Genomic DNA, 26,040 nt, shown 5'->3' on the forward strand with positions numbered 1-26,040 from the left:
CAAAATTCCTAAAACTCATTTTATAACTGGTGGTAAAAAAGCGACATTGTTTAAAATGGTGGACGAATTTACACGACTCTTATAAACATCAGGTGTAAGTCCAAACCTTCGTTCCGGTGAGTGGCTTTCAATAAGATGAAATTGATTTGGGTTATGCCCGGTAAACTTCTTATAGTCCTTAACTAAGTGCTGATAATCAAAGTAACCAGAATCTAAAGCTATTTGTAGCCAATCCCGCTCAGGGTAGGCATTTTTTATATTGAAGGCTTTATTAAAGCGAATAATGCTCATGTATGTTTTAGGATTGACTCCGGCTCTTTCATAAAATTTTCTGGTAAATTGTTTGGGAGATAAACATGATTCATTTCCAAGCCATTCTAGCGAAATTTTATTATTAAATAGTAGCATCTTTCTGCTTATTTCATCTATTCTGTGAGCACTCGCTTTGGCTTTACTCACTAAGCTACTTATAAAATGCTCCGCGATGAGTATCATCTGTTGATAATTGTAGGCATGTTGCAGCTGTTCAAGTACCAGATTGATACTACTTGAAAAAATACAAGCGGCATCCAGGTATTTATCGGTTAACTCAAATGAAGGAATACCTACTAAGCGAAATAAGGCAGTGGGTTGAAAAATGATATTGAACGTTATAAATTCACCTCCGAGTAAATATCGGTTAATTACTGAAGTTTGCTGGCCAGCAAGAACTACGGAATATTTATAGTCTCTGGCTGGACTTTCCTTTAATTGAATTAGTTCACGTTCATTAAGAAAAAAGTGAAGGCAAACTTCTGGCCTTGGCGCGTAGGCTTTATGAACAGGTTCGCTGCTGTTTTCAAATTTAAAATGAACGATCCTGAAACACTTTACAAATTCGCTAAGGGATGGGCTAGGGATAAAGTCTTTTAAAATCATCTAAATGTTTACAAAAGTATAGCAGGAATCAAATCTACTTTTAAACCATATGCTAGAAACTTTTCTCAGCCTAAAAAACTCACATCTTCTGAAATCAATAATACCATCTAGGTAAATACTTTTATTTAAACTATCAACTTTGCTGATGTCAGTTTTAAATTATACAGTGTAGCAAACAATCAAGCTAGATTTTGAACTAAGGAATTACGCTTAGTTTCAAGCTGTTTTACTGAGTTTTTTAGTTATAGTATAAATTACCTTTTATTAACGATCGCAACCACTTTCTGGCTTCCATGGGTGAATCAAAGTGTTGCACTACGAGCTTGTCAATTTTCAAATTGTAATACTTCACCAAAAATTATTCGGGAAATTTTTTTTGATGGTGGAACATAAGCAATAAATCGGATTCCCTTATTATAAAGTGTAGGTATTACTTTATTTCTATAGTATTCAATATCCTCCAGTGTTATCGGACTGGCTTCACTGGAATCTACCAACATATTCAGTCTTTTGTAATGTTGCAGTTTTTCAGTAACCAGGCTTATGCTCATATCTTGGATTTTTTTATAATGATCTGAGCTATGGGCTGTTCCTTTAAATTTCTGAAAGAGGCATGGCATCATTTGGCTAATCGACAGTGTAGAATAGTCATCTTTGTAATAAATCTTTTCCATCGATTATACTTTTAGTTAAACACCCTTGTAATGTTAAAACCAAAGTGAACATCCCCTTTAAAGAAGTTGCCTTGTGTCTCTGTAATAAATCCTTTCTCCACCATACTTTGAGAATTGGTAAAATGTAATTGAAAGACATGACCACCTGTTTCTATGTCCACACCCAATGCTATTGAGTTTTCACTGGTATTTGTAGCCACAGTATTGAGCTGATGGTAGTATTCTGCATTGAGGGAAATGCGCTTGCTCACTTTGATACGACCACCTGTACCCAACGCGAATTGATCATGGCGTTCGCCTTCAAACACCTGATTACGATGAACCATGGCTGGCATCAATTGCCAGGAGATTGCTGGACTGAACTTGCGGGCAATCAAGAGTACATGACTGTATACGGCTTGCGAAAATGATGTCTCTACAACCTGCGCCTGATCAGCCGGTTTTATTGTTTTAATGGCTATGCTGGAAAGCCAGGTAACGGTGACAGGCATTGTAAGTGTGCCAGTCTGCTGTCTTAACAAATTATACTTGCCAAAAGCATCATATGTTTTTTCGAAAGAGTTTCTTCCAACACCAACCGTAAGTCTGTCGTTGATTCCGTACTCGAGGGCAAAACGAACATTGGCACCATCAATTCCGAAAAAATTGTAAGCACCCGTATTTACCTTTCCGAAACGATGTGATATTAGAAACTCAAGTGATTTTTTCTTTCGTGTAATTACAGAATGGCCATTAATCAATCTGCTGCCCTTAAAAGTAGCTTCTGCATACGTGGGGGTCTTTTCCACCACATTGCTTTCAAGTTCACTCAACAAATCGTCTTGTGCCAGGGCTGCCAGCGAAATCTGTAAGAATAGCAGGGTTACTAATTTTTTCATCTTATTTCTTTTCTAGAGTAAATGGCAATTCAACAGTTACATCTACTACCTCTGCAATGTTTTTGATTACCAGAGTAGGGATTTCGATATTATAATCCTTGATGGATATTTGAAATTTGGCCTTAGCTAATAATTGTGTTTTTTGTACTTCTATAGTACCCGTTATGTTTACCGCTTTGGTTACACCATGCAGGGTTAGTTTACCTTCTATGGTTACAGGATAAACCCCATTTTTATTTGGATCGATAGCCTCCTTGAGTTGTAGTGTACCAACCAGTGCAGATTTTGGAAATTTATCTGATTCAAGATAATTTTCATTGAAGTGTTCCTCCATGAGGGATTTATCAAACTTGAAAGCTTTAATCAATAAGCTGATCGCCACTTCATTCTTGGACAAGTCCAGGATACCGGCTACTTGATGATTGTGAGCCTCTATATTTTCAAGGGGTGCTTCTGAGAAAAACTGTATATGACCGTTTTTGGTAATGTACCTGTTCTGAGCCACAGCCTGTAAACTGCACATCGCCAGAAATATTAAAAGTATTTTTTTCATTTGTTTTGGTTTATGTTGGATAGACTAAGAATTGTGCAATTATTCAAGTAGACATCATTTAAATAACCAATGCAATTACCCTGTATGATAAGCTCATCATCTATTTGAATACTATCGATGACGCTAAATATTCTTTCAGGCATTAAGGTGCACAGAATGGAATTTTTGCTGGAGCCAGTCAAGGCTACTTCCACCTGATTATCTTTTAGCAGGCCAATCTCTGATACTTTGCCATATACTTTAACTATTTTGTTAAGGTATTGCTGATTGGCATTTTTCTCATCTCTTGCGTATGAAACAAGTAGCTCGTCAGCGGTAACAGATTTTATGGATGGACTAGTAAAGTTATCCTTAATAAAAACTATGGTAGTCAATAACAGACCTACAAAAACGAATATCCCCACAATAATGAAAACGTTTCGAACAATTGTTGTCTGCATAGTATTCATTAATTAATTAATAGGTGCTCCATCGCTTACCCAACAGGCAATTTCACGAATCTGACTGTTGCTAAGCTCGCCCAGGGGTGGCATGCTGCCATTAGCGGTGAGCGTTGCAATCCGTGTTGCATTACTCTGAATATTCTGATTATTTCTAAGGTCAGGTGATACCCTTCCTCCATGACAGCTAGAGGTAGCACAATTCGCATTAATAATTGATTTGATAGAGGCAAAACTTTGACCGGTGTGTACCCTGGTGCTTTGTTGTACTGAGCAACCATCGGCATCTACTGCCAATACAGTGTAAGTTCCTGAGGCAAGCCCTGAAAATAATGAAGCAGTCTGGCCTGCACCGCCATTAAGTTTATAAGTATAAGGTTCAGGTCCGCCAGATGCTGTAACATTGATTGTACCATTGCTGGCATCGCAACCTGAGGGACTACTGCTTATCAAAATATTTATTCCGTTAAGATTTTCGATAATAGCAGTCTGGCTCGTCAGACAACCCAATTCATTCTTAACAGTAACTGTATATGACTGTGCTGATAGATTGGTAAATACATTGCTTTCCTGGAAATTAATTCCATCAATACTATACGTTACGGGTGTGTCAGAGTCGCTGACTACTTCAATAGAGCCTGTTGCTTGGCCACATGCTGTCCCGAGTATAGTTAGGGCATCAATAGCAGGAAATACCTCACACAAATTACTTTGAATGGTTTCATAAGTACAGGCAGTCGTACAAGCCGCAAGGCCGAGTATGAGTCGGGTTAGCTTATAAGTAACATTTTTCATGTAAAGCAGTATTTAGTAAAAAAAAGAAATGGAGTACTTCAGGAAGTGCTAAAGGGAGAGGGTCTTTAACACTTCCGAGATTTACTAGTTAGTTCTTAACGATTTTGTGCCAGACACCTCCAACACCATCACCCAACACAGTACCGCGATTTACATCGTTGTTAAATAGGTAAAGTGGCTTACCTGCATAAGTGTTTTGTTTTGCGCCATCCGCACGGGTAATCGTACCAAAGTTATTGGTATTAAGAGTTGACGGAACTATGATGGACTCACCATAGAAGTAGGGTGGCCAGGTAGTTGCGCAGCTTCCATTGCAATTGCTCACATTGGCTGCGTCATTGTCAAACGTATAAACTGTTTTGCCTCTTGAGCCTACAAATACGAGCTCGCCATTAACTTTAGCGAGCATAAGTGTATAATCTGGCTTAGCTACAAACCAGGTTCCACCACTAGCTTCACCATTTACAGCGCCTTCCGTAGCATCTCCGCTGAAGCGGTAAAGAGGCCATCCTTTATAAGTTGTTTGTTTGGTGCCATCAGCGCGTGTAATCTCTCCAAAGTCTGCTGCGAGCAGTCCGGCAGGCAAGGCACCTTCCTGCAATAAAAACGGAGGCCATGTGGCAGCGCATGCGCCATTACAAGTGCTGGTTCCATCTGCATCGTTTGCAAAGAAATATAGGGTCATTCCTTCTGAATCGCCTATAATGTAGCCAAAGGTATCGTGTTCAGTTAATGTAATACTTTGAGGCGTTACATTGTCATCGTCAGAAGAACAGGCCAGGGTAAAAATGCAAAGGGTGAGCAACGCAATAGAGAATACTTTGGTGGTGTACACCTTAAAATTCAGGTAGTTCATTTGTGAATTGGGTTTGTTTGTAGTTTAAAATTTACACTACAAAAGAAGTAGGCTTGATAGCAATTACGAAGAAAATCAAGCCATCAAAGAGTGAACAAACAGGCGAAAGGAGGGGTACAAGAAGTGAACAAAGGCCAATAGAAATCAGAATTGACCATAAAAAGCGACTTTGACTTAAGAAAAGGCAATAATGAAATCCGTAAGACTTTGTTCTGCATTCAGATTAAGTTTCTTCCGCAACCTATATCTGGCTGTTTTCGTACTGTCAGCAGAAATGCCCAGGAGCGAGGCTATTTCCTTGGTGCCCATATTCAGTCTGATTAGGGCACATAGTTTTAATTCCGCAGGTGAAAGGTCAGGGTAACTTTTTAGCAGATTGGTAAAGAAATTTTGATGTACGTTTTCAAAAGTCAGTTTAAAATCTTCCCAATCACGGTCTATATTCAATTTTTTGTTAACGAGTTGCAGAATCCCATTTACATCTTTTGCTAACTCAGGATTTGTTACTGATTGTTTCAACACCTGAAGTTTTTGCTCAAGTTCTTCAAACAGCTCATTTTTCTGTATAAAATTAACTGCATAGGAGGTGAGCTCCTTATTACGCAGCTCGAGTTCCTGTTTTAGATCTTTCTCTTTCAGTTTAATGTTTTCGAGCTCAACCATTGCCAGCCTTTCTTTGGACTCAAATAATTTTTGACTGCTCTCCAAAAGCTCAGCATTCTTCTTTATCCTGACACGTTGATATTTGTAAACGATATAGCCTGAAAGACCGAGTAGTACAATAGATATAGTTAAAAAAATGAGCATCATATTATTAAATCGTGCTTCCTGTTGCAAGAGTTGGATCTCGCGCTTTCGCATGTTCAGTTGTTGTTCTTTATCTCTCACTTCTCTTTCCTTCTCTAGGGCAGCAATCTGTCGCGCCTTCGTCTGACTAAAAATGCTATCTTTCAACAGTTCGTATTGCTCAAAATACCGGAGTGATGACTCATACTCTCCATTTTTTGCAGTTAATTCTTTTAAGCTGAAGAGGATGTCCAGTAAAGACTTTTTATATCCGTATTCCTTGGCTACTTTATATCCTTCAGCAAGACTTTGCCTGGCTTCTTTGAGTTTCCCGCGTTTAATGTAAATCCTGGAAAGATTTTCTAAGTTAGTGGCAATATGTTCATGGTCATTTCTACTGCGGGCCATTGCAAGCGATTGAAGCAGGTATTTTTCAGCTTCCGCAATTTTATCCTGATCAAAGTAGAGCAGACCAAGCTTGTTGGTAACCTCCTGAATGCCAAATTGAAAGTTTATTTTTTGATGTATCTCTAATGCTTTACTGAAATAATCGTATGCTAATGCAAATTTTTTCTGATCGTTGTATATTGATCCAATTTTAGTGTACGTTGTACCTACACGGTCTTGATAACCAGTTTTTTTAAAAAAATCCAAAGCCGTCATGTAATATTGTAAGGCTTGCGCATGGTTTTGCTGGTCGGCATAAATCAATCCAATATTCATGGTGCTATTGGCAGCTCCCAAAAGGTCATTTTCTTTTTGGTATAATTCCTGTGAAACAAATAAATACTGTAGTGCATCGTAGAAGTTGCCTCGTGCCCAATGAGATACACCTATTACGCGATTGGCCATGGCTTCTCCAGGCATGTATTTCAGTTTTCTAGAGAGTTCAAGTGCCTGTAAGCCATACTCCTCTGACTTATTAGCATCAATAGTCCAATACTCAAATCCAGTTTGATTCAGTATGTTAATCCTGAGTGTATCCACATGCGGATAAGTAGATAGCAAAGCACTGAGGCTATCAATTTTTTCTCGCGCCTGACCAAATGAAACATTAGTAATTAGTAGTGATATAAAAAAGAAAAAAATTTGCCTGAATAACATATGAAGGAGGCTTCGTAAGTAGAATTTTAAGGCTATCTTAATATATAATGAATCATCGAATAAGCACTAGCAGCATAGTATGACTTTTAATGAACATAAACCTTAAATAGTACTAAAAGACTATTGTTTGGGATCTGGGTTAGTGCCAAAATTACGATAAATTATTGTTTTACAATTCAAGCTGAATCGATTTATTAGTAAAAACATGGTGCTTGAAAACTTGTTTGACTTGATAAATTTAACCGCATATGAGATACTGGTTTAGTGTTTTCATTATATTAATTACTATCAAACTTTCAGCGCAAGACTACCAAACAGAAATTAATGATCAAGTCTGGAAACCTTTTTGCAAAGGCCTAACATCGCTGGACACCACTACATACATGTCAGTACATGCTAAGGAATTGATACGGATAGAGCGTAAGAATAGTAAAATTTATGGCTATGACTATTATCACAAGCTGACGAAAACTGGTTTTGAACAAAGTATAATTCAAAATAAAAAGACACCGGGTGTAAAATTCGAGGTTGAACTTCGTTTTCTAGAGCGAATAGCTATCGACACTCTTGCCTATGAGACAGGTTATTATAAAAGCGTTCTTACTTTGCCCGATGGTCGTGTATTAAACTATTACTCCATTTTTCATGTGACGCTAAAGAAATCAATGGATAAGTGGCAAATCCTGGTTGACTCCAGTTTGCCTTTGCCTGAGCTAACTGAAGAAGATTTTTTGAAAGCCGAGCCAATGAAATCCTAATAAGGGCACATGCAGTTGAAATTTATTTTACGTAAGTCATAGAGAATGACGTATTAGTGAAAGAATCACCTTAACATATAATCTTATGCACAGTTCATAAGTAAAAGTGTGCTAATCATCAGTCTTACTGATTACTTTTGGCTTATAATATGAACAGCCCCCTTGATGTCCTTGCATTACAGGGCTCTACTTTTATCCGTTGGCGTAATACAGTGCCCAGCCTTCTGGTTAATAAGCAGGGGAGATGATAATCATGATTATAATTAGTCTAGAAGTTAATTTTTTCTCATTAACGATTTAATGAGTAGTAATGAATCTCTACAATGTAGCTTAAGCTTCATTAGTAGGCTAATAGCATGCCACTAAGTGTAGATAAAAATACCTAATAATGGAGTACTAAGTAAAGCATGAGTTATCAATTGATTTAAGCCTAAGCATTTGAATCAGTTCTTAAGTACTATGCTATCATTTGAGTGAAGATGCTATCTAGCATAAGAATTGCAATAAGAAATATTTTAGTTTATAACTAAGATCAAGAAAAAAAGTATTCTAGTCTTTCCTTTATACCAATTCTAAGATTTCTATAATGACTACGCTCACAATATGTCTACTGTTCACAAGATAATATATTTAGCTACATGAAAAATCAATCGTTTCAAATAAGAAAGAATACATCTGGTCTAATATTTTTTTTCTACTTTATAACACCAATATGCTATCTATCAGAATTCCTAATTTGGATTTCATTTCCACAAAGCTATTTTCTTAATGGTGTTCTCGGGGCATTGTGGACAATTGGACAGATTGGAATTCTATTTACACTTAAACAATTTTTTAACAAGAAATTTCATAATGGCAAAAGTCTAGGCCCATTGGGTCTATCCATCGCTGCAATTGGTGCGATATGTTATATATTGAATTATGTATTGGGATACTGGTTAGATTTAAATACGAAAATTCTATTACCTATGGGAGCATTGCTGACAGGTGTTGGGATGACAATAACAGGTATTGAGATACTTGTTTCTAAGTGTTGGATTGGCATTTATAAATATGCTTCACTTTTAGTTGGCCTCTATCCGTTTATGGTAATGCTTCCCTTATTAATAATTATTGGTCACCCTGATCTGACAGCAATAATGTGCTGGGGTTTACCTTGGTTGATCTTGAGCATTGGTATGTCTATAAACCCGGATTTCTCTAATTCTAAAGCATTCTGGAAACAGGTTAAAAGTTAAAAGAATTTTGATATAAATTATAAATAGGTGAACTCTCGTTTTTAGCAATAAATAGATAAGTAGTCAATGGAAACGTTATGGTTTGAAATAGCGGTTGTAAGTATAATTTTTGCTATAGGAAATATACTTATGGGACATTTTGAAGAACGAACCCCGAAAGTCCGAAGATTAGGAAAATATTTTTTAACACTCGGATTGGTCTGCAGCGTCTCCTTTTATTTTGGGAGAACAATTTCAATGTCAATTCTATCACTATTTATCTTGCCGTTGTTATATGTTCACGGATACTATTTGCCAAAGAAGAAGGGCATAAACGGTTGGACCGGAGAACCAAAGAGTAAATATTATGAGTTTCGAAAGTGGAGTAAAGATATATTCTAAAGAAAATAATTAGTCAGAAAGCTTAAGCGAAGTAACAACATCAGTATGTCTACTAGCGAAAGCAATTCAATATTGATCAACACAAGCTTTCTCAGTAAAATTATGGCATTCAGTTTACTGAAATTTTTATTGAGAAGTATTGGGAACGTAACAAAACAAAACGGACATATCTTGACAAAGAGTAGCTAGCCCTTTAGGGGGTATACGAAGGCATCCTGTACCCAAAACAAGGCATGTATGGTGCTAAATATCTAAGCTGGAATGAAGTTTCTGCATCAGCGCACCTACTGCATGAGATAAGTTAAATATCTTATGCAAATACAACGAATCAATTCGATAGATGTGCTGCAAAGTGGGGCAACGGCTTTTGTTACTAAACCTCTATTAACTATAACAGTACTTAAGTACTATTTTTTTAGATCAGATTTGGTGTGACATTAGAAGCTTTTAATATTCTCCAAGCTGTCTATTTATTGTCAAAAAATTGCAAAAACCAATGAAACTATTTGGAGTTAATATCGGTATGCAGATTAAGAGGCAATCTTTAAATCTGCACTATTTTGATAGCTCAATCAAGATTACAAGGATAGGGCTTATCCTGGGAATTATATTGTATGCTTTGTTTGGCTTATATGATCCTTTGCTGCTACCAGACAGTTATCAACCTCTATATATAACGCGGTATCTTATTGTGCTTCCAGGCCTGATTATTTGTTTTGCGCTTACCTACAGTAAAAACATAGCTCGTTTTAATCAGATCATCTCTTTTATGGCTACTCTTATTGGGTTTAGTGGAATGTTGATCTGCATGCATTTGTCTAGTGAAAATGCTACAGTACAGTTTGTTTATTTTGTAGGACTTATCCTATTAATTAGTTTTTGCCCAATGCTGCTTGCGCTTAACTTTTTTTTTACGATTCTTTCTATCAGCATAGTTATTATCGTTTTTGTGTTGGGTATAAATAAATCTGCATGCATAGACGCCAACTATCTGCAATGCACTATTTTTTTAGAGCAGGTTTCCTATTTATTTACAGCTGGTTTTCTTGGAAGTACTGTTCAATTTTTCATCACGAAACTTCAGCAGAAGGAGAAAAATAATCTCTTAAAAATTACAAGAAAAAAAAATCAATTAGAGCGATACTCACGGCAACTTAAAAGAGCGGATGAGGTAAAAAATAAATTGTTGTCTATTATCTCGCACGATATAAAGGGACCCCTGGCCAGTATTAAAGGAATACTGTATCTATACTCATCAAATATGATAACAAATGAAGAATTTAAAGAACATTCGAAAAAACTAGACCTGCTTTTAGGAAGTACCGGTAACCTATTGGATAACTTACTGTATTGGTCAATTTATCAAGGCACGAATATTCCCTTATCCATAAAAAAGCATAGTATTAATAGTTTAGTATCAGAAAACTTTAATCTATATTATTTTCTAAGTCAAAAGAAGAATATCAAGCTAATTAATAATGTTGACGAGACAATATCTGGTAAAGTTGACAAGACATTGCTTAGCCTGGTATTGAGAAACTTAATTTCCAATGCAGTTAAATTTACTGAAAATGGAAATATTTCAGTGTATACGACTTATCAATATCCAACACTTTCTATAATAGTAGAAGATACTGGTGTGGGTATGTCCCAAGAACAGGTAGCAAAAATTTATCATCTAAATGAACGTAAGTCAATGTCAGGAACACACAATGAAAAGGGCACTGGGATAGGTTTAATTATCTGCAAAGAATTTGTTGAAAAGCATAATGGCAAGCTGAAAGTAGAAAGTAAAATAAGCAAAGGAACTAGAATTATCATTGAATTACCTCAAGATCAGGAAGAACTTTATATGACTAAGCATACACTACTTTATGAAAATCAAGAGCGGTAAAATTATTTTTTCGTATTTATTTTTTGCCCTTTTGGGGCTGCAATCGGTATTTGCACAACCTAAAGATGGGTTGAAAAAGAATGTATTTAACAATAATAAAATCTTTGAGGACGAGTTTGGCTATGTCCAGGCAATGTGTGTTAATAATACGATTTATATTTCAGGTATTGCCGCAAAAGGAGAAATGGACTCTGCAATTACAAAGGTCTACGAACGCGCAATAAATATTCTAGCTTTCTATGATTTAACTTTAGATCACGTAGTAAAAGAAACAATATATACCACGCAATTTGATTCTTTGATTCAATATAAGGAAATACGCAAGCAATATTATATTAAAGGTGAGTATCCAACGTCTACATGGGTTCAAGTGCAACGATTGTATTCACCGGAGGCAATTATCGAGATTGAATTTATCGCTATTACCAAAGATACAGTTAAAGAAAAAACAAAACACTAAGCAGGACCTCATTTTTATCTTACTTTCTGTAACAATAAAGCCAAATGCCTTTACAGAATGCAAAAGACTAGTCAACATAAGGGAGTAGTTGAAATTAGCATTGCATAAAATGGTCTGTAAATTTTAATTTACTTGTGCATCTTATTCTCATTCAAATAATTTTCAAAATGCTCTTTCAAAAAGAACAAATGCGTAGCCAGGATAAGAATGCCAGAGGTAACATCAAAAAATGACTGCTTGAACGCACTTACTTTGACAATTTTTTATATGTAAATACTTCCTTGAGTTTATGTATTAATATTTAATCAGCTTTGATTATTCTTGGTTTCAATGAATAGGGGGAAAAGCTTCAGAAATATTTTAGACTTAGCGCAGAACAGCTAAGCGAATTAAATGTGATGTTGTAAGTAATCACAAGATTTCAATTGAAACGCTTTCCGCTATTTTTCTTTTGATTCTAAAGTACTATTGATAGTAGCCAGTGTTAATAAGACGTTTGTGGTTTATTTCTTCTCAACATATATAGACACTTCATGAAAATTAAAATTATTCTTTTGCTAGCGTTACTGACCTGTAATTTTTTCGGATTTGGTCAGACGGTTCTATCAGGTAAGGTGATTGATGCAGCAACACAATTGCCATTACCTGGTGTAAATATTCAAATGAAAAATCAATTAGTGGGTACCGTTACCGATTCTGAAGGTTCTTTTTCCTTATCGGTAAAAAAAGCACCACCGTTTGTAATTAATTTTTCATTTATAGGTTATCTCTCACAAGAAATAACGTTGGACAATTATAGTTCTACTATACTTGTCAAACTTGAAGAACATGCAGTACTTCATGATGAAATAATAATTGCTGCTTCTAGAGTTGAAGAAAGCATTTTAAATGCACCAGTTAGCATCGAAAAGTTGAACATGCTCCAGCTACGAAGTTCACCTGCGGCTGATTATTATTCAAGTATAGGGAATTTGAAAGGTGTAGACGTAGTAGCTAGTAGCATTAATTTTCCTGTTTTTAACATGAGGGGTTTTGGTTCAGCAAGTAACAATAGAACAGTTCAGTTGCTTGATGGGATGGATACACAAATTCCTAGCCTTAACTTGTCAGCAGCAAATATTTTTGGTCCATCTGAGCTTGATATAGAAAGTATTGAAATCCTACCGGGTGCCTCTTCTGCACTCTATGGCCCGAACGCTTTTAACGGAATTATTTTGCAGACAAGTAAGAATGCCTTTGACTACCAGGGACTAAGCGTCTTTACAAAAGTAGGTGTCAATCATTTGGATGATTCAGATCTTGAAACAGAGGGTAGGGGTAAGGTAGGTCCTGGTTCAGCTCAAGTCATGTATGAGACAGCACTTAGGTATGCCAAAGCTTTCAACAATCGCTTTGCTTTTAAAGTGTCTTTTTCATATGCAAAAGCCAAAGATTGGTACGGTACAAGTTTCAAAGACAGAGCAGCCATAAATAAACCACAAGGCTTTTCATTTAATCCAGGCGCTGACCTTATTTTTGCATCTGGAGATGAGGTAGCAACCTCATTAGGTCTTGTCCGTTTTTCATTAGCTGCAAATCCTGCCTTTCAAAGCAGCCCCTTAGCGCCATTACTTCAATATTTACCCAACCATACGGTTGCCCGTACAGGCTATGATGAATCTTCCTTTGTGGATTACGATACTTACAATGCCAAAATCAATACCTCTGTACACTACCGTGTGCACGATAATCTTGAACTGTCCTACATGTTCAATTATGGTAATGCGTCTTCAATCTTTAATGCCGCGCAACGTACTGTAGCCAATGGGTTTTCAATGCAGCAGCATAAATTGGAACTAAAGAGTAACGATTTTTTTGTACGCACCTATTTTACCATACCTGATTTAGGAGAAACGTATAGTGGTGATTTGACGGGGGTTTTGATCAATAATTCATGGAAGCCTCACGGCCAGTGGTTTCAGGAATATTCACTTGCTTACTTAACCAATATAGCCACTCAAATGAGTCAACCAGGGTATGACCCTACTAGTATAAGTGCACAAGAAGCAGCACACCAGTTTGCACGTTCAGCGGCCGATCAAGGACGTTTGATTCCTGGTACACCTGAATTTGAAGCAACTAAGAAAAATGTTGTGGCTAACACAATCCCTAATGGGTCAGCCATTAAAGACAACACCTCTATTTACCATGCAGAGGCACAATATGATTTTAAGAAACTGATCAGTTTTGTTTCCTTACAGGCAGGCGCCAGTTATCGTATTTTCGATCTGCAATCGAATGGAACTATTTTTTCAGATACTGCCGGAAGGAATATTTCAATCAGGGAAGTCGGTGCTTATCTTCAGGCTACAAAAAGCGTATTGAATGACAAGCTCAAAATTACCGGTTCACTTCGCTATGATAAGAATGAAAATTTTGATGCTCAATTGAACCCACGTCTTGGAGTCGTATACGCACCCGTCACTAACCATAATTTCCGTATATCCTATCAAACAGGTTTTAGAAACCCTACAGTACAAGGTCAGCATGTTAATTTTAACGCAGTATCATTGCGGTTATTAGGCGGTTTGCCCGAGTATGCAGCATCATTCAATGTCTTTGAAAATGCTTATTCATTGCCATCGGTTCAGAAATTTATTGCTGCGATTGCTGCTTCCGGTTCCCCTGCTGCCATTGTTAATCCAGCCAATCAAGCACTGCTCGAGCGTGTAGAAAAGTTTAAACCTATTGTTCCAGAAGAAGTTCAGGCGATTGAAATTGGCTATAAATCTATGCTGACAAAGAAACTGTTTATAGAAACATCCTATTTTTACAACCAATATAACAATTTTCTGGCACAGCGAGCCGTCCGTAAGGCCAACGGTCTTGTTTCCCCCACTAACCCACAAGCTGCACAAAGTCTGCTAAGTGCTGTAACCACACCTGGTAATGAGAATACTTTCTCCATCCATACAAATGTGGAGCAAGTGATATCATCACAAGGATTTGTCGGGGGATTTGATTATAGCCTCCCCAAAAATTTTGTAATGAGTGGTAATTACAATTGGAACAAACTGAATGAAGAATTGGAAGGGTTTAATACTGACTTTAACACACCAGAACATAAGTTTAATATTATGTTTAGTAACCGCAAACTTACGCAGAATCTGGGCTTTAGTATTTCGTATCGTTGGCAGGAGGCATTTTTATGGGAATCAACTTTTGCCAAGGGGGAAGTGCCATCCTTTGGAGTGACAGATGCACAATTGAGCTATGCAGTAAAGCCACTAAAATCAATTGTAAAAATAGGTGGTTCTAATATTTTTAACCAACGCTACTTTGCGAACTACGGAGCGCCCACTATAGGTGGTATCTATTATATTTCAGTAACAATAACGCCATAATACTCACTCTCTTTTGCTATATAACTTTTAGGAATAAAGTAATAAGCAACTAAGAAGAACTAAAGAAATCAACTGGGAGAGTGCCTTGGCGCATATTCCTATCAATAATAGATTTTTAAGAATTGATCACAAAGAATGAGGGAAATTGAGAATAGTCTCAATTTCCCATTTTTCTAACTAAGAGCTAAAATGTATTATTATTATTATGATTTTGATGCTAAGTACATAGTCTGGGTTTGATGATGACCTTAGTACGGATTAGACAATCAATATTCTTTTTATAATATGACCCATTTACAATCAAAAGCCAGTGAAGCACTAAAAATTGCTGCTTTAAACGTATCTGCTAAGGAATTTCTTCTTAAGAATCCAACACTTTTTGGTCTACTCTTAAAGGCAGCAAAAAGATACATTGGAGGTGAGAATCTGGAAGAAGCAATTGTAACAGCCAATCGGATTAACGCAAAAGGAATGCCTGTATCCCTAGAGTTTATGGGTGAAAGTGTCTCGTCTGTACGGGAAGCTAATGAGGTAACAGAGGAATTCATAAGCGTTATCAACAATATTAGAATCAGAAATTTGACATCGATAATTTCACTTGATTTATCACATATTGGTTTAGCTTTTAATCAGGAACTGGCTACTGAAAACTTTAAGATAATCGCTGATAATGCTGCCAAAAATAATATAGAAGTAGTTATTAGTGCTGAAGGTGTTGAAAGGACAAACGAAATAATAGATACTTTTTGTAAATTCTCACCCCATTATCCCAACATTGGCCTTACTTTACAAGCCTACTTGTTAAGAACTCCGAAAGATATTGAACGACTTTTAAAGGAGACACAGGGAAAAATAAGATTAGTGAAAGGTGCCTTTGCTGCACCTCCAGGACATGCACTTGATAGAGGTGATCACTTGGACAATACGTATGTCAATCTTGTAGAAGAACTTATTAAGCACAACAGGAGGTGTTCCATAGCCACGCATCACGATAAAATTCAAGCTAGACTAAAAGAATTGCTGCATCAATATTCCGTAAGCAAGAATAACTATGAATTCGAAATGCTTTTAGGAATTAGAGAGGATTTATTGCATAATTTAAAAAACGAAGGACATCCGTGCAGGCAATATATTGTATATGGAAAAGAATGGTACCTGTACCTTTGTAATAGAATAGCAGAGAATCCCGAAAATATTTTTCAAGCCATTGTAGATATTATATCATAATTTCTGCTTTCATATCTTCTTAGCATCATCTCTGTGTAGTGATTAAAATACTTGCTTATGATAAATTCATAAATACAGCAAAACTAATAAACGAATGCTGTATTTCGACAGTAGTTATAACAATTGCTGGCGATGCTCTTCAGCAAAAGCTTGTAAACAACTATAAAGAGTATGGCATTATTATTCTTTTAATCGATCCAATAGTAAAGCTAGAAGCCCTGACAGAATACCAAGGACCAGCCAATAAATGGGAGCGACTAAAATTAGCGTTGCATAATATGAATCGAAAATATTAGTTTGTTCGAGCATTTGAATTTCATCCGAATGACTTTCTAAATATTCTTTTAAAAAGAACAAATGCGTAGCTGTAATAGAAGCACCGGAAGTAACAGCAAACAGAAATGAAAGCTTAAACGACCTTACTTTTGATAATTGTCCAGATGTATATGCTAAAAGTAGAATCACAATTACCCAAACTATTACCTCATACCTGGACGGCACAACGAAAATTGTGACTAAGCCTGTAGTTATTCCAATAAAAACGGCTATTATATATTTGATTAGTGTCTTCATGGTAAAAGTAATTTAGTTTATTGCGCAATGGTACTTTATCTAGACGCAAATGCACTGATATTTTGAATTATGGCAATACGAAATGTTTCTTTTTGAATAATTCTGGCAAAAGAAAGGCCATTCTAACCATTCGCTTATTTAGATTCAAGGCCATCATAAATCACTCATAAGTTGAATATAAAACCAAATAGCCATTCGGTAACTGTCGACACTGACTCTTTCATTAACACCGTGAAAACCAATTGGATCTATTACCGGACTGAAACGAATGATATTCTCAGAAACCTGAGTGAAATGCTTTGAATCTGTTCCACCAACTAACAAAAAAGGAGTAACTATTGTGCTGTCAAAAGTACTCTTAGTGGCCTTTTCTATAGCTTTGAAACCAAAACCTTTTACCTGTGTGTTTGAAGAAGCCTCTGCACCATCAAGTACAGTAATGCTTATTCGATTATCATTGATGATTTGTTGAAGCTTTTGTACGATGTTGTGAATGGAGTCTCCTGGTAAAAGCCGAAGATTGATGGTAGCCTCAGCCACACCAGGGACTACGTTTTCTTTTACACCAGCATTTAATAGGGTAGGAGCAGTTGTTGTTCGCATCAGAGCATTACCAGTTGCTGATTTACTATACTGATTTATTATTAAGGGCTCCAATAGCCAGCGATTAGCAAATACCATTTTTTGTAAAAAGGGTAACTCTGGTCCCAGGTATTCTATAAAATCTTTTTGCGCTTCAGTAACCTTTGCTGGAAAGGGAGTGCTGCGAATTTTTGAAAGTGCCTTTATCAATATATCTACTGCAGTTTCCTTTTCAGGCATTGAGCTATGACCACCATTCTTTTCGGCCGAGAGTTTTATTGTCAGGTATCCCTTTTCAGCCGTCCCCAATAAAGCTACCGGCTTTTGCATGTTTGGAATTTTATTGTTTGTAATGATTCCTCCTTCGTCAAGGATCAAATCAGTTTTTATATTCCGACTTATTAATTTTTCAGCAATCTTCCTTGCTCCATTTTTACCACCTACTTCCTCATCATGACCGAAAGCAAAATAAATCGTACGCTTAGGCTTAAATCCCGCACGTAGTAAATCTTCTGCAGCTTCCATCATGGAGATCAGATTTATCTTATCGTCCACTGTACCACGCCCCCAGATATATGCATCTTTGAATGTTCCGGTAAAAGGATCTTCAAGCCATGATTGAATAGTTTCTTTTTCTACGGGAACTACATCCATGTGTGCTATCAATACGACTGGTTTCAGGCTTGAGTCCGTGCCATGCCAAGTATACAATAAACTGTATTTGTTAATGACTTCTTTAGTTAAGGTTGTGTGTGAAAGGGGGTAGGCTTGGCTTAAAAAGTCATGGAATTTCAAAAACTCACTTTTATCAACTTGTGAGGAATCATGAAAGGATATGGTCTTATGTGTAACAGCTTTTTGCAGATTTACAATCGATTGATGAGTGAGCGGTTTTGCCAAACTAACTTTGAAATCCTGATTTTGCTTGCTCTCAAATACTATGGTGTTGGCTACTAAAACAACAAGCACCAATACAAACAAAAAGGTAATGGATAGTATTATTTTTTTCATAAGTTATATTCTTCAGATGATATTGTTGCGCATGGGTAAAGAAATTGTGTAAAAAAAAACATCAAAACACCGCCTGTGCTTTGATGTTAGTTGTTGATCGTACTAAGAAATGATGCAAGTTTCTATTTCACGCTTTTATATTCAATAGTACTTAAGTATAGTTATTCCCTGATTGTTAATGCTTATTAGTTAATTTAATTATACCATCTAATACTCATCAATTTTTGTTATCAATAAATAAATCCAGGTCCCCAGTCGTCATGGGCAAAAATTATGTTAAGTTAAAATCCAAATTTCATATAAAGCTTATTAATTATTTTATCAGATTAGCTTGTCCTGAAAATAGAAGCCAATCATCACCAGCTTTTACCCATGTATCGGTTACAATCATTTTATAATCATATTCACGATTATTCAGTATATACTTTTGGTGGAGTGTCCCAGTAAGAACAGCTGTTTCACCTGCAATTCGTACCTTTGGATTTAAGGTTTCATTTATTTGCATTTTTAACGTTGGCATGGCGATCTGGTCAAGTATCTCTTGTTTGTTTCGCTGAGTTCCCATTGAGGTAATCAATATAAAATCATCATGATAATACGCTGCAGCGGCTAGAGAATTCCCTTCATAAATGAGTTTATTAAGTTTACGATCCTTATCTATGATAACCTCCGCACTGGATAAGCTATCAATTTGGTGAACAGTATACGATCTGGTATCTATACCTAGTAAGAATAATAGTATAAAGATTGCTTTCATTACGACCTGACTAATGGGTTATTTTATTTAGTTTGTTAGCTTATCCTTTGATAGATTAATGACAGTATCGATCAATTAGTTCTTGCAACTCACCTCTTTTCACGGCTCGTTTGGCTACCCATTTAAAGAGGGGGTCTATCATCTTGAATAGTCCTGGTACCTGTACGTCAGATAGTACAATGAGCAAAGCCAGGTGAGAGAATTTTTTAGGTGTCCCTGTTTTGTTGGTTAGTCCATCTTTAGCCAGACCATAGCCTATCATAAGGGCTTTTTCAAATCCAGGTTGTCCAGGTTGAAATTCAACCAAAAACGTAACCTTCTCCTGTGTTTCATTTTTGAAATAGTGCACTACTTTGGGGTTCACTAAAAAACTCTCCCCCTTTTTAAGTTTCATAAAACTACCATTCACATACAATGTAAGTTCACCTTCTGTTACTGTAAAGGTCTCTGAGTACGAGGCATGGTAGTGTTTTGTGTTCCCTCCATTAACAGCGAGTTCTATTTCAATTAAAGTAAGAGCACCCTCTGTTTCAGCTGACGTTTTTAAAAATATAGCTTTATCGCCATAGATTGGATTCTCGTGTACTTTCTTTCCTAATGATTGTTCCATTTGTATCTGATTCTATTTTATTTAATTTCAAGATATAGTCCTGCGCATCATTAAAATCGTAATGAAGCCCATTGCCCAGCTGGCAATTACACGTATCCAGTCTGTTATGATGAGTTGACTTAATAAGACTGAATCTTTCCCATTGTCCAATTCAATTTGCATAGGTATTTGTATCAGCGCAGAAGATAACCATCCGGTTCCAAGACAAATCAGTAAAATCCATAGAAATTTCCTTGGTATGGCAACATGCCTGTGCCAAAGCATAAGAATTGCCAACACAGTCAATAAAAACATAGGTAATACAAATATCGGGACAATGCGCTGACCAGCCTCCTTATGAAATAGAGCAAACTCATTTTCACCAACAAATTGCCAACTGTGATATAGGACAAAACTATCCATCATACCCGCCCCAATTTCGTAGAAGGCCAGACTGAAAAAGAAAATCGTTACCCAACTGCCATGCTTTGATGTGTATGAATTTAGAGAGTTAGCATTTTTTTGCATAATCCATCTATTTAAAGTTCTTCAATTCGTAAATCATCAGGCAGGGGTTCTACCGTAACCGATTTTGTTACCACTTGATGATGTGGATAAAGAGCTTTATAACCCACTAGTCGGCCAATAGGGGCAAGCACAAAAAACAGAGCATCTTGCAACCATACTGGCGGACTTGTAAGTCGCATTACATCTTTATATTCGGTAGAGATGACTGCTAGTTGCAAAATGTTGGGCATTCCTTTTTTATTTGTCTTCCCTTCTCTGGCTAAGCCAAAAGTAGTATTGACCATTTCCACAAAGCGGGCAGCCGGCTTTACTTGTACAATTACCCGTACTTCTTGGTTACTTGCATTCCACCAATCATGTGCCACTCCGGCTGGCAGATCCATGGTATCACCAGCTTTAAGCACTCCACGCTTTTTATCCAATACATATTGTAGTTCTCCACTAACTACTGTGAACCTTTCATGAATTATGGGATGGTAATGCTTACCCAATACTGCACCTCCTGGTCTAACACGCAAATCTGCTATAAGTAATTGCCCATTTGTTTCTGTGGTGCCTTTCCTAATGTAACCTTGCTCTCCTGTTATGGGGTTATCAAAAACATCGCCTGCTCTCATACATTGTTTGTTAACTTTTACTAAATTATTTTGTTGAGTTTATTTGTAAGGGTAACTGCTTTTTTACACTTAAGATGGTGTCATACTGCTTTGCGTTCATTGAACTCAGTAATTAATACTGAATCAATTTTTACTTCCTGGTAAGTAAATAGCGCTTTGTTGTTTTTTACTCATTAATACCTGAATGGTGCCTAGTTGGGCATCCTTAATTGTTTCTTCACTTACATCACGTCCGCTGCCATAGTTTTTTTGAATGGACGGTGAATTAATAACTGAAATGGCTAGTCTTATTTTTGAGCCACTCGCTATTCTCTTTCCCATGAATTGAGTATTATCGAACTTGAACTGATAGATTTTATCTTCACTTAATAAATTTCTTTGCTTATTGTCAAGTAAGTAGCTCATGCGCTGATATTGTTGTGATAAGGGATAGCTCTTGCCATCGGGCGTAACCTCATAAAAAGTAAGGCTAAGGTCACAATCTTTTATTCCTTTAAACTTTAGATACAAATCAGCTACGGGCGATCCAATTAAATCGAATACTTTCTGAAGAGGTTCAGAATCAAAAAATATCGTTTGTTTTTTCTTTAAGTATTCGTTTGAAAATGATTTGGTATTTTCATAGTTGTAAACAGAATCTTGTGTGCCTATATCTATGGTGTCTTTTAAGCTTGCATCAAAACTGATAGAGATAATCTCAGACTTTACTGTTTCTTCTTTGGTCAGCATATTAAATGCGTTTTTAGCATTAGCTTTTAGCTTTAAAGTAAGAGTGTCGGGTGCAAGTGCATCTAGTGATGCTGCATGCTTCCAGCCGCTATTGAGTACAAAACAATTTACTTTATCCTTTATAATGGCTGGTCTAGATTTCCCTTCCAGGGTATGTTTGAACCAATCAATACATACAAAACGCATGTCAATACGGGCGGTGCTGTCAACAACGTAATCGCCATACTTTTTAGCAGGCATTGATTGGGCGCCAAAATGATCGTAAGGCCCAATGATCAAGTAATGATTATCCTTAGCCCTTGCATTAAATTTTTGATGATTGTTGTAATAATAGAAAGCCCCACGCTGGTCACCATCAAAAAAACCAGTGATGGTCAATACAGGAATAGAAATAGCACTAAAGTCTTCTGACGTGCTAGGCAAAGAGGAAGACCAATAATTGTCAAAGGAAGGATGCAACAACCATTCCTGAAATATTTCTTTTGAATTATTATCAAGTGAATCCAGTTTATTAAATGCTAATCCTTTGGTATGGTAGAGATTGTATAAAGAATACCAGTGTTTATTATTTTCAAACAAAGCATTATCAGTATATGGATTGTTGGTTACGTAATTTAACCAGCGCAAAGCATAGCTTGAGAAAATATTATTAGCAAGTGGAAAGTCAATACCGGGTGCTGCTGCCACCATAGGGGCTATTGCTTTAAGTGCTGGATGATTCATTTTAGCGGCCGCCCATTGCGTAAAACCCAGATAGGAGCCACCGCCCATAACAACATTGCCATTACACCACGATTGTTTACTAATCCAGTCTATAATGTCATAATTGTCTTGGGCATCATTGACAAAAGGAGTAAATTCTCCTTCAGACTTGGCTTTGCCCCGGTTAGCCACCTCTACATAAATATAGCCGGCACTAGTGATTGCGTACTGAGCACCAACAATGCCGTTCTCAGTGGGATAGCAATTTACTATGAGTGCTACCGAAGCCTGTTTAGTATTTTTAGGTATCGCAATATCAGCTGATAAAGTAATGCCATCGCGCATGGGTATGCGAACATCTCGTTGCAGCGTAAAGGGAGCTTGCGCCTGAATCCTTGTGATGGAAGTTATTATTGCAAAAAAAAGTAGGAGGTTCTTTTTCATAATAAAATAAATAAGCCTGCAAGTAAGACCTGACCTAAAATTATAGCAATAGTACCAGCGCACTAATTTTTAGCCCCTGAAGACTTAATCCATGTATTTGCAATCGTTATGCTGCGAATCCTTTTTTGATATATAATCTTAGTTAATGCTAAATTTTATCAGCACTTCATCCGAAAGTGTAAGACTAGGTTTGCCTAGCTCAAAATCAAGTCTGTTAATGGTAAAAGAACCTTCGTATTTTTTTTTGCCTCCTGACGATCTCATTGCAAAGCTCACTTCAAAATCTTTGGTTATGCCCTTGATAGACAATTTGAATTTCCCCAGGAATTTATTTCCTGATTTTTTTTCAAAAGATTGAGACACCAGTTTTATGTCAGGAAAAGCATTCGTATTAAAATAATCGGTACGTTGCAAATGCTTATCGCGAATAGAGATACCTGTGTTAATAGTTGCCGGATTTGCCACAATAAGGACATGACTCTCGTCAAGTTTTTCTGGATCGAAGTGGCCTTCAATCACAGTCGCCTGCAATGATCCTTCAACAGTAAAACCCGCATTAATCACCTCAAATTTTAAATCACAATTACCAAGCACCAAATTGTCAGTAGTTGATATCCAGGTATGCGTGAGAAATATACAGGTCAATAATATTTTCAAAGCAGCGGGTGTTTAAAGCGATTTTAAGTAAGCGAGTAAGGCTACCTTTTCTTTGTCAGTCAGATCCAAACCAAAAGGATGCCCCTTTACAGCCATTGATTTAACTTGAGGCGGTAAATAGCCTGAAGGAACATAATCCGGATTCAATCTTTTAGGATCAAATACTTCTTCAAGTTTGGTCAGATGCCCATTGTGGAAAAAGGCACTTCTATACCAGACACCTCTGAGTGATGGCACCTTATAATATCCAGTAGCTCTCCTTGAGTAAAGTGCCGTTACAGAGTCTGTCTCAACAGACACATTAAATATATTGTACTTCTTAATGTGCGCATCAGGTGGTTCAAAGCCATTGACAGGTGTAAGTGTATTATTAGTATATAAGGGCGGTGTATGGCATGTTACACAGCCTGCCTTATGGAATACAAGTGACCCTTCTTTTAAAATCGCTTTTGAAAATTTGTTGGGATTTTCTGGTCCCTTTAGCGAATAAATGTATTGCGTGAGGGCATACAATTGCGCATCGGAATATCGTTTAGGTAAGTAACCAAAAGGATGTCGCCACGCAGTAGCATCGGGCAGTTTTGAATTTTTCTCTATTCCAATAGGGATATAGCCATTATAAGCTGTAAGCATATCCATGCCTTGATTAAAGGCAGCGTAACGCATCAGGTCACCAGGATTATCATGGCGCATTAGGCCAGTATGGTCTAAATATTCAATATCTTTTAAACCAATTAAACTTGGTATCGTCAAGGGATACAGAAATGCCATGCCCGAACGATCACTTACGCCCAGTGGTAAATTTCGTAGGTACTTTACAAATTCTTCCTTTGAAATACTAGTATTCTTTGTGTCTTGCACAATCCATGGCACATAAGTAAGTTTCTGATTCTCTTGCTGGATAGCTTGGTAGGGGATTTTGCCAGATTCAATATCATTTGCAAAACCTGTTAAGCTAAATACATTGCCTTGAGCACCAGCCACCATTTCGCCATCTTCCATCACACGTGTATGGCAGGAAGCACAAGATAAGGATCCCAACTGGATGATACCTTTCTCTGCAATAAAGTAACGATTCGCGGGGTAGATACCTTCTTTAGAATATTTACCACGGTTACCTTCAAATGAAACAGTGGAGAGGTGCGGCACCTTGCCTTCGATTTTCCGATAGGAAGCAACCGGCCAGTTAAAAACTAATTCACCAGCCTTAATCCAATCTTCTTGCGTTTTTATTTTTGTAAGATCAAAAGCTATCTCAGGTTCAAGTTGTCTCAGGGAGTCGAGGTAATTGGCAGGTGCCAGTTCCCGAACGTAGACGGGATAAGACTTATAAATAATATGTTCAGGTAAGGAATTATAGTATTTCTCATTGGCATAAACCACACGCACAGTGCTATCAGGTGGTGGTAGGTGAAATCGTTTTATCTCGGATAAATCCCATGTGATAGGGATTGGATTGTAACGAATAGCAAAGGATGAAGCCAAAATGACAAGTATGCTAGTAATCCCTAACCATTTCTTTTTCTCCTTCATGCGATCCCTTCTTTTTAATTGCAAAAGAGGCGAAAGTCATGCTAAGCTGAAATAGTTCTTTAGAACTGAATGAGTATCGCTAATGTGTTAAACGACTTAGTTGTATACTTTAAAGGAATCAATTATTCAAGAAAAAGACTTTTGAAGGATTGATTTTTCATGATTAACTCCAGGTGCTGTGCGTGAATTTCCAGCATACGTTTATGCAGGGAATTCCCCATACTGATTCGTTTTACACCTAATTGCTGAAGTTGATCAAATGAAGGTAGATTGGGCATGCACATTACATTGACTGGCAATTGTGTGGCAGCAACAACCTTGCTGATGTGTTCAGTATCAGTAATACAAGGAATAAAAATGCCATCTGCTCCAATATTTTCGTACAACTTTGTACGTTGAATGGTTTCTATAAGCGGATTTGGCAGACCTAACAGAAAACTATCTGTTCGCACATTGATAAAGATGCGCATATTTTTTCTTGCTAGCTGATTAATAACAGCGTCAAGCATTTTAGTAAATTCCTCCTTGTTTTTTAAGGTACGCGCTTTACCAGGTAATGAATCTTCTATATTAATGCCGACTACACCTACATCAAACAACTTTTCAATATTCTCACTTACAGCCATTGCATTGTTCCCAAAGCCACCTTCAATGTCAACCGATAAAGGTATGTCAACAACCTCGACTACACGTTTTGCCAATTGAACGATAAGTGGGAATGGGACCTGTTCACCATCATCATATCCAAATGAGTTGGCCACTGCTGCACTAGACGTACCAATTGCCTGAAACTTTTTAGCGCTGAAGATCTTTGCACTTTGCACATCCCAGATATTACCAATCAATATTGGGTTTGGCTGTTGGTGAAGTTTTTTAAATTTGTCAAATGATTTCATATTCGAGTTACTTAGTGCTTAGGTTATTAAATTTATGTTAGTTTTTTTTGCTTAGATTATTTTTTGCCATTGCCAGT

General features: G+C 36.9%; 24 protein-coding genes. 6 read left to right on the forward strand and 18 right to left on the reverse strand.

What is annotated here, in order from left to right:
* Positions 1-15: 15 nt before the first annotated feature.
* The 8 genes from ACO1XM_RS03680 to ACO1XM_RS03715 all read right to left on the reverse strand — a co-directional run bounded on the left by ACO1XM_RS03680 (position 16) and on the right by ACO1XM_RS03715 (position 7,004).
* A complete protein-coding gene (locus ACO1XM_RS03680) occupies positions 16-918 on the reverse strand; it encodes a helix-turn-helix domain-containing protein (RefSeq protein WP_486225936.1) in 903 nt (300 codons plus the stop codon).
* 326 nt (positions 919-1,244) lie between these two features.
* The gene (locus ACO1XM_RS03685; protein WP_486225938.1) at positions 1,245-1,592 is read right to left on the reverse strand and encodes a hypothetical protein; all 348 of its coding nucleotides are present in this window, start codon (positions 1,590-1,592) and stop codon (positions 1,245-1,247) included.
* An 11-nt stretch (positions 1,593-1,603) separates the two neighbouring features.
* Positions 1,604-2,470: a DUF5777 family beta-barrel protein gene (locus ACO1XM_RS03690; RefSeq protein WP_486225940.1), complete on the reverse strand. Its 867-nt coding sequence runs from the start codon at positions 2,468-2,470 to the stop codon at positions 1,604-1,606.
* 1 nt (position 2,471) lies between these two features.
* Positions 2,472-3,023, reverse strand: a complete 552-nt coding sequence (locus ACO1XM_RS03695) for a YceI family protein (RefSeq protein WP_486225942.1) — start codon at positions 3,021-3,023, stop codon at positions 2,472-2,474.
* Positions 3,020-3,463: an OB-fold protein gene (locus ACO1XM_RS03700; protein ID WP_486225944.1), complete on the reverse strand. Its 444-nt coding sequence runs from the start codon at positions 3,461-3,463 to the stop codon at positions 3,020-3,022. Before ACO1XM_RS03700 ends, ACO1XM_RS03695 begins: the two co-directional genes overlap by 4 nt.
* Before the next feature lie 12 nt (positions 3,464-3,475).
* Positions 3,476-4,258, reverse strand: a complete 783-nt coding sequence (locus ACO1XM_RS03705) for a SprB repeat-containing protein (RefSeq protein WP_486225946.1) — start codon at positions 4,256-4,258, stop codon at positions 3,476-3,478.
* 88 nt (positions 4,259-4,346) lie between these two features.
* Positions 4,347-5,114: a hypothetical protein gene (locus ACO1XM_RS03710; protein ID WP_486225948.1), complete on the reverse strand. Its 768-nt coding sequence runs from the start codon at positions 5,112-5,114 to the stop codon at positions 4,347-4,349.
* 174 nt (positions 5,115-5,288) lie between these two features.
* Positions 5,289-7,004: a tetratricopeptide repeat protein gene (locus ACO1XM_RS03715; protein ID WP_486225950.1), complete on the reverse strand. Its 1,716-nt coding sequence runs from the start codon at positions 7,002-7,004 to the stop codon at positions 5,289-5,291.
* 248 nt (positions 7,005-7,252) lie between these two features.
* On the opposite strand from ACO1XM_RS03715, the gene ACO1XM_RS03720 reads away from it, so the two are divergent.
* From ACO1XM_RS03720 to ACO1XM_RS03745, 6 genes are all read left to right on the forward strand, one after another.
* Positions 7,253-7,762, forward strand: coding sequence for a Cif family virulence factor (locus tag ACO1XM_RS03720; RefSeq protein ID WP_486225952.1), 510 nt, complete (start codon positions 7,253-7,255; stop codon positions 7,760-7,762).
* Between the two features lie 638 nt (positions 7,763-8,400).
* Entirely contained in the window at positions 8,401-9,000 is a 600-nt protein-coding gene (locus ACO1XM_RS03725; protein ID WP_486225954.1) for a hypothetical protein, read from the forward strand.
* Between the two features lie 877 nt (positions 9,001-9,877).
* Positions 9,878-11,275, forward strand: a complete 1,398-nt coding sequence (locus ACO1XM_RS03730; protein WP_486225956.1) for a sensor histidine kinase — start codon at positions 9,878-9,880, stop codon at positions 11,273-11,275.
* Positions 11,256-11,735 (forward strand): RidA family protein, encoded by a 480-nt coding sequence (locus ACO1XM_RS03735; RefSeq protein ID WP_486225958.1) that lies wholly within the window; start codon positions 11,256-11,258, stop codon positions 11,733-11,735. Before ACO1XM_RS03730 ends, ACO1XM_RS03735 begins: the two co-directional genes overlap by 20 nt.
* A gap of 533 nt (positions 11,736-12,268) precedes the next feature.
* The gene (locus tag ACO1XM_RS03740; RefSeq protein ID WP_486225960.1) at positions 12,269-15,118 is read left to right on the forward strand and encodes a TonB-dependent receptor; all 2,850 of its coding nucleotides are present in this window, start codon (positions 12,269-12,271) and stop codon (positions 15,116-15,118) included.
* Positions 15,119-15,403: 285 nt separating this feature from the next.
* Positions 15,404-16,345: a proline dehydrogenase family protein gene (locus tag ACO1XM_RS03745; protein WP_486225962.1), complete on the forward strand. Its 942-nt coding sequence runs from the start codon at positions 15,404-15,406 to the stop codon at positions 16,343-16,345.
* Between the two features lie 180 nt (positions 16,346-16,525).
* Here the strand turns inward: ACO1XM_RS03745 and ACO1XM_RS03750 are convergent, their stop codons facing one another.
* The 10 genes from ACO1XM_RS03750 to ACO1XM_RS03795 all read right to left on the reverse strand — a co-directional run bounded on the left by ACO1XM_RS03750 (position 16,526) and on the right by ACO1XM_RS03795 (position 25,963).
* Positions 16,526-16,918 carry a hypothetical protein gene (locus ACO1XM_RS03750; protein ID WP_486225964.1) on the reverse strand — a complete coding sequence of 131 codons (393 nt, stop codon included), beginning with the start codon at positions 16,916-16,918 and terminating at the stop codon, positions 16,526-16,528.
* Positions 16,919-17,071: 153 nt separating this feature from the next.
* The gene (locus tag ACO1XM_RS03755; protein WP_486225966.1) at positions 17,072-18,511 is read right to left on the reverse strand and encodes a M20 family peptidase; all 1,440 of its coding nucleotides are present in this window, start codon (positions 18,509-18,511) and stop codon (positions 17,072-17,074) included.
* Between the two features lie 313 nt (positions 18,512-18,824).
* Positions 18,825-19,268 (reverse strand): nuclear transport factor 2 family protein, encoded by a 444-nt coding sequence (locus ACO1XM_RS03760; RefSeq protein ID WP_486225968.1) that lies wholly within the window; start codon positions 19,266-19,268, stop codon positions 18,825-18,827.
* 55 nt (positions 19,269-19,323) lie between these two features.
* The gene (locus tag ACO1XM_RS03765; RefSeq protein ID WP_486225970.1) at positions 19,324-19,878 is read right to left on the reverse strand and encodes a cupin domain-containing protein; all 555 of its coding nucleotides are present in this window, start codon (positions 19,876-19,878) and stop codon (positions 19,324-19,326) included.
* 27 nt (positions 19,879-19,905) lie between these two features.
* Entirely contained in the window at positions 19,906-20,385 is a 480-nt protein-coding gene (locus tag ACO1XM_RS03770) for a hypothetical protein (RefSeq protein WP_486225972.1), read from the reverse strand.
* Positions 20,386-20,396: 11 nt separating this feature from the next.
* Positions 20,397-21,002, reverse strand: a complete 606-nt coding sequence (locus ACO1XM_RS03775) for a cupin domain-containing protein (RefSeq protein ID WP_486225974.1) — start codon at positions 21,000-21,002, stop codon at positions 20,397-20,399.
* 123 nt (positions 21,003-21,125) lie between these two features.
* Positions 21,126-22,877, reverse strand: a complete 1,752-nt coding sequence (locus ACO1XM_RS03780) for a CocE/NonD family hydrolase (RefSeq protein WP_486225976.1) — start codon at positions 22,875-22,877, stop codon at positions 21,126-21,128.
* A 138-nt stretch (positions 22,878-23,015) separates the two neighbouring features.
* Positions 23,016-23,534: a YceI family protein gene (locus tag ACO1XM_RS03785; protein WP_486225978.1), complete on the reverse strand. Its 519-nt coding sequence runs from the start codon at positions 23,532-23,534 to the stop codon at positions 23,016-23,018.
* Positions 23,535-23,546: 12 nt separating this feature from the next.
* A complete protein-coding gene (locus ACO1XM_RS03790; RefSeq protein WP_486225980.1) occupies positions 23,547-25,067 on the reverse strand; it encodes a hypothetical protein in 1,521 nt (506 codons plus the stop codon).
* Positions 25,068-25,189: 122 nt separating this feature from the next.
* A complete protein-coding gene (locus ACO1XM_RS03795) occupies positions 25,190-25,963 on the reverse strand; it encodes an isocitrate lyase/PEP mutase family protein (RefSeq protein ID WP_486225982.1) in 774 nt (257 codons plus the stop codon).
* Positions 25,964-26,040: the final 77 nt, after the last annotated feature.

This window comes from Chryseotalea sp. (assembly GCF_057350905.1).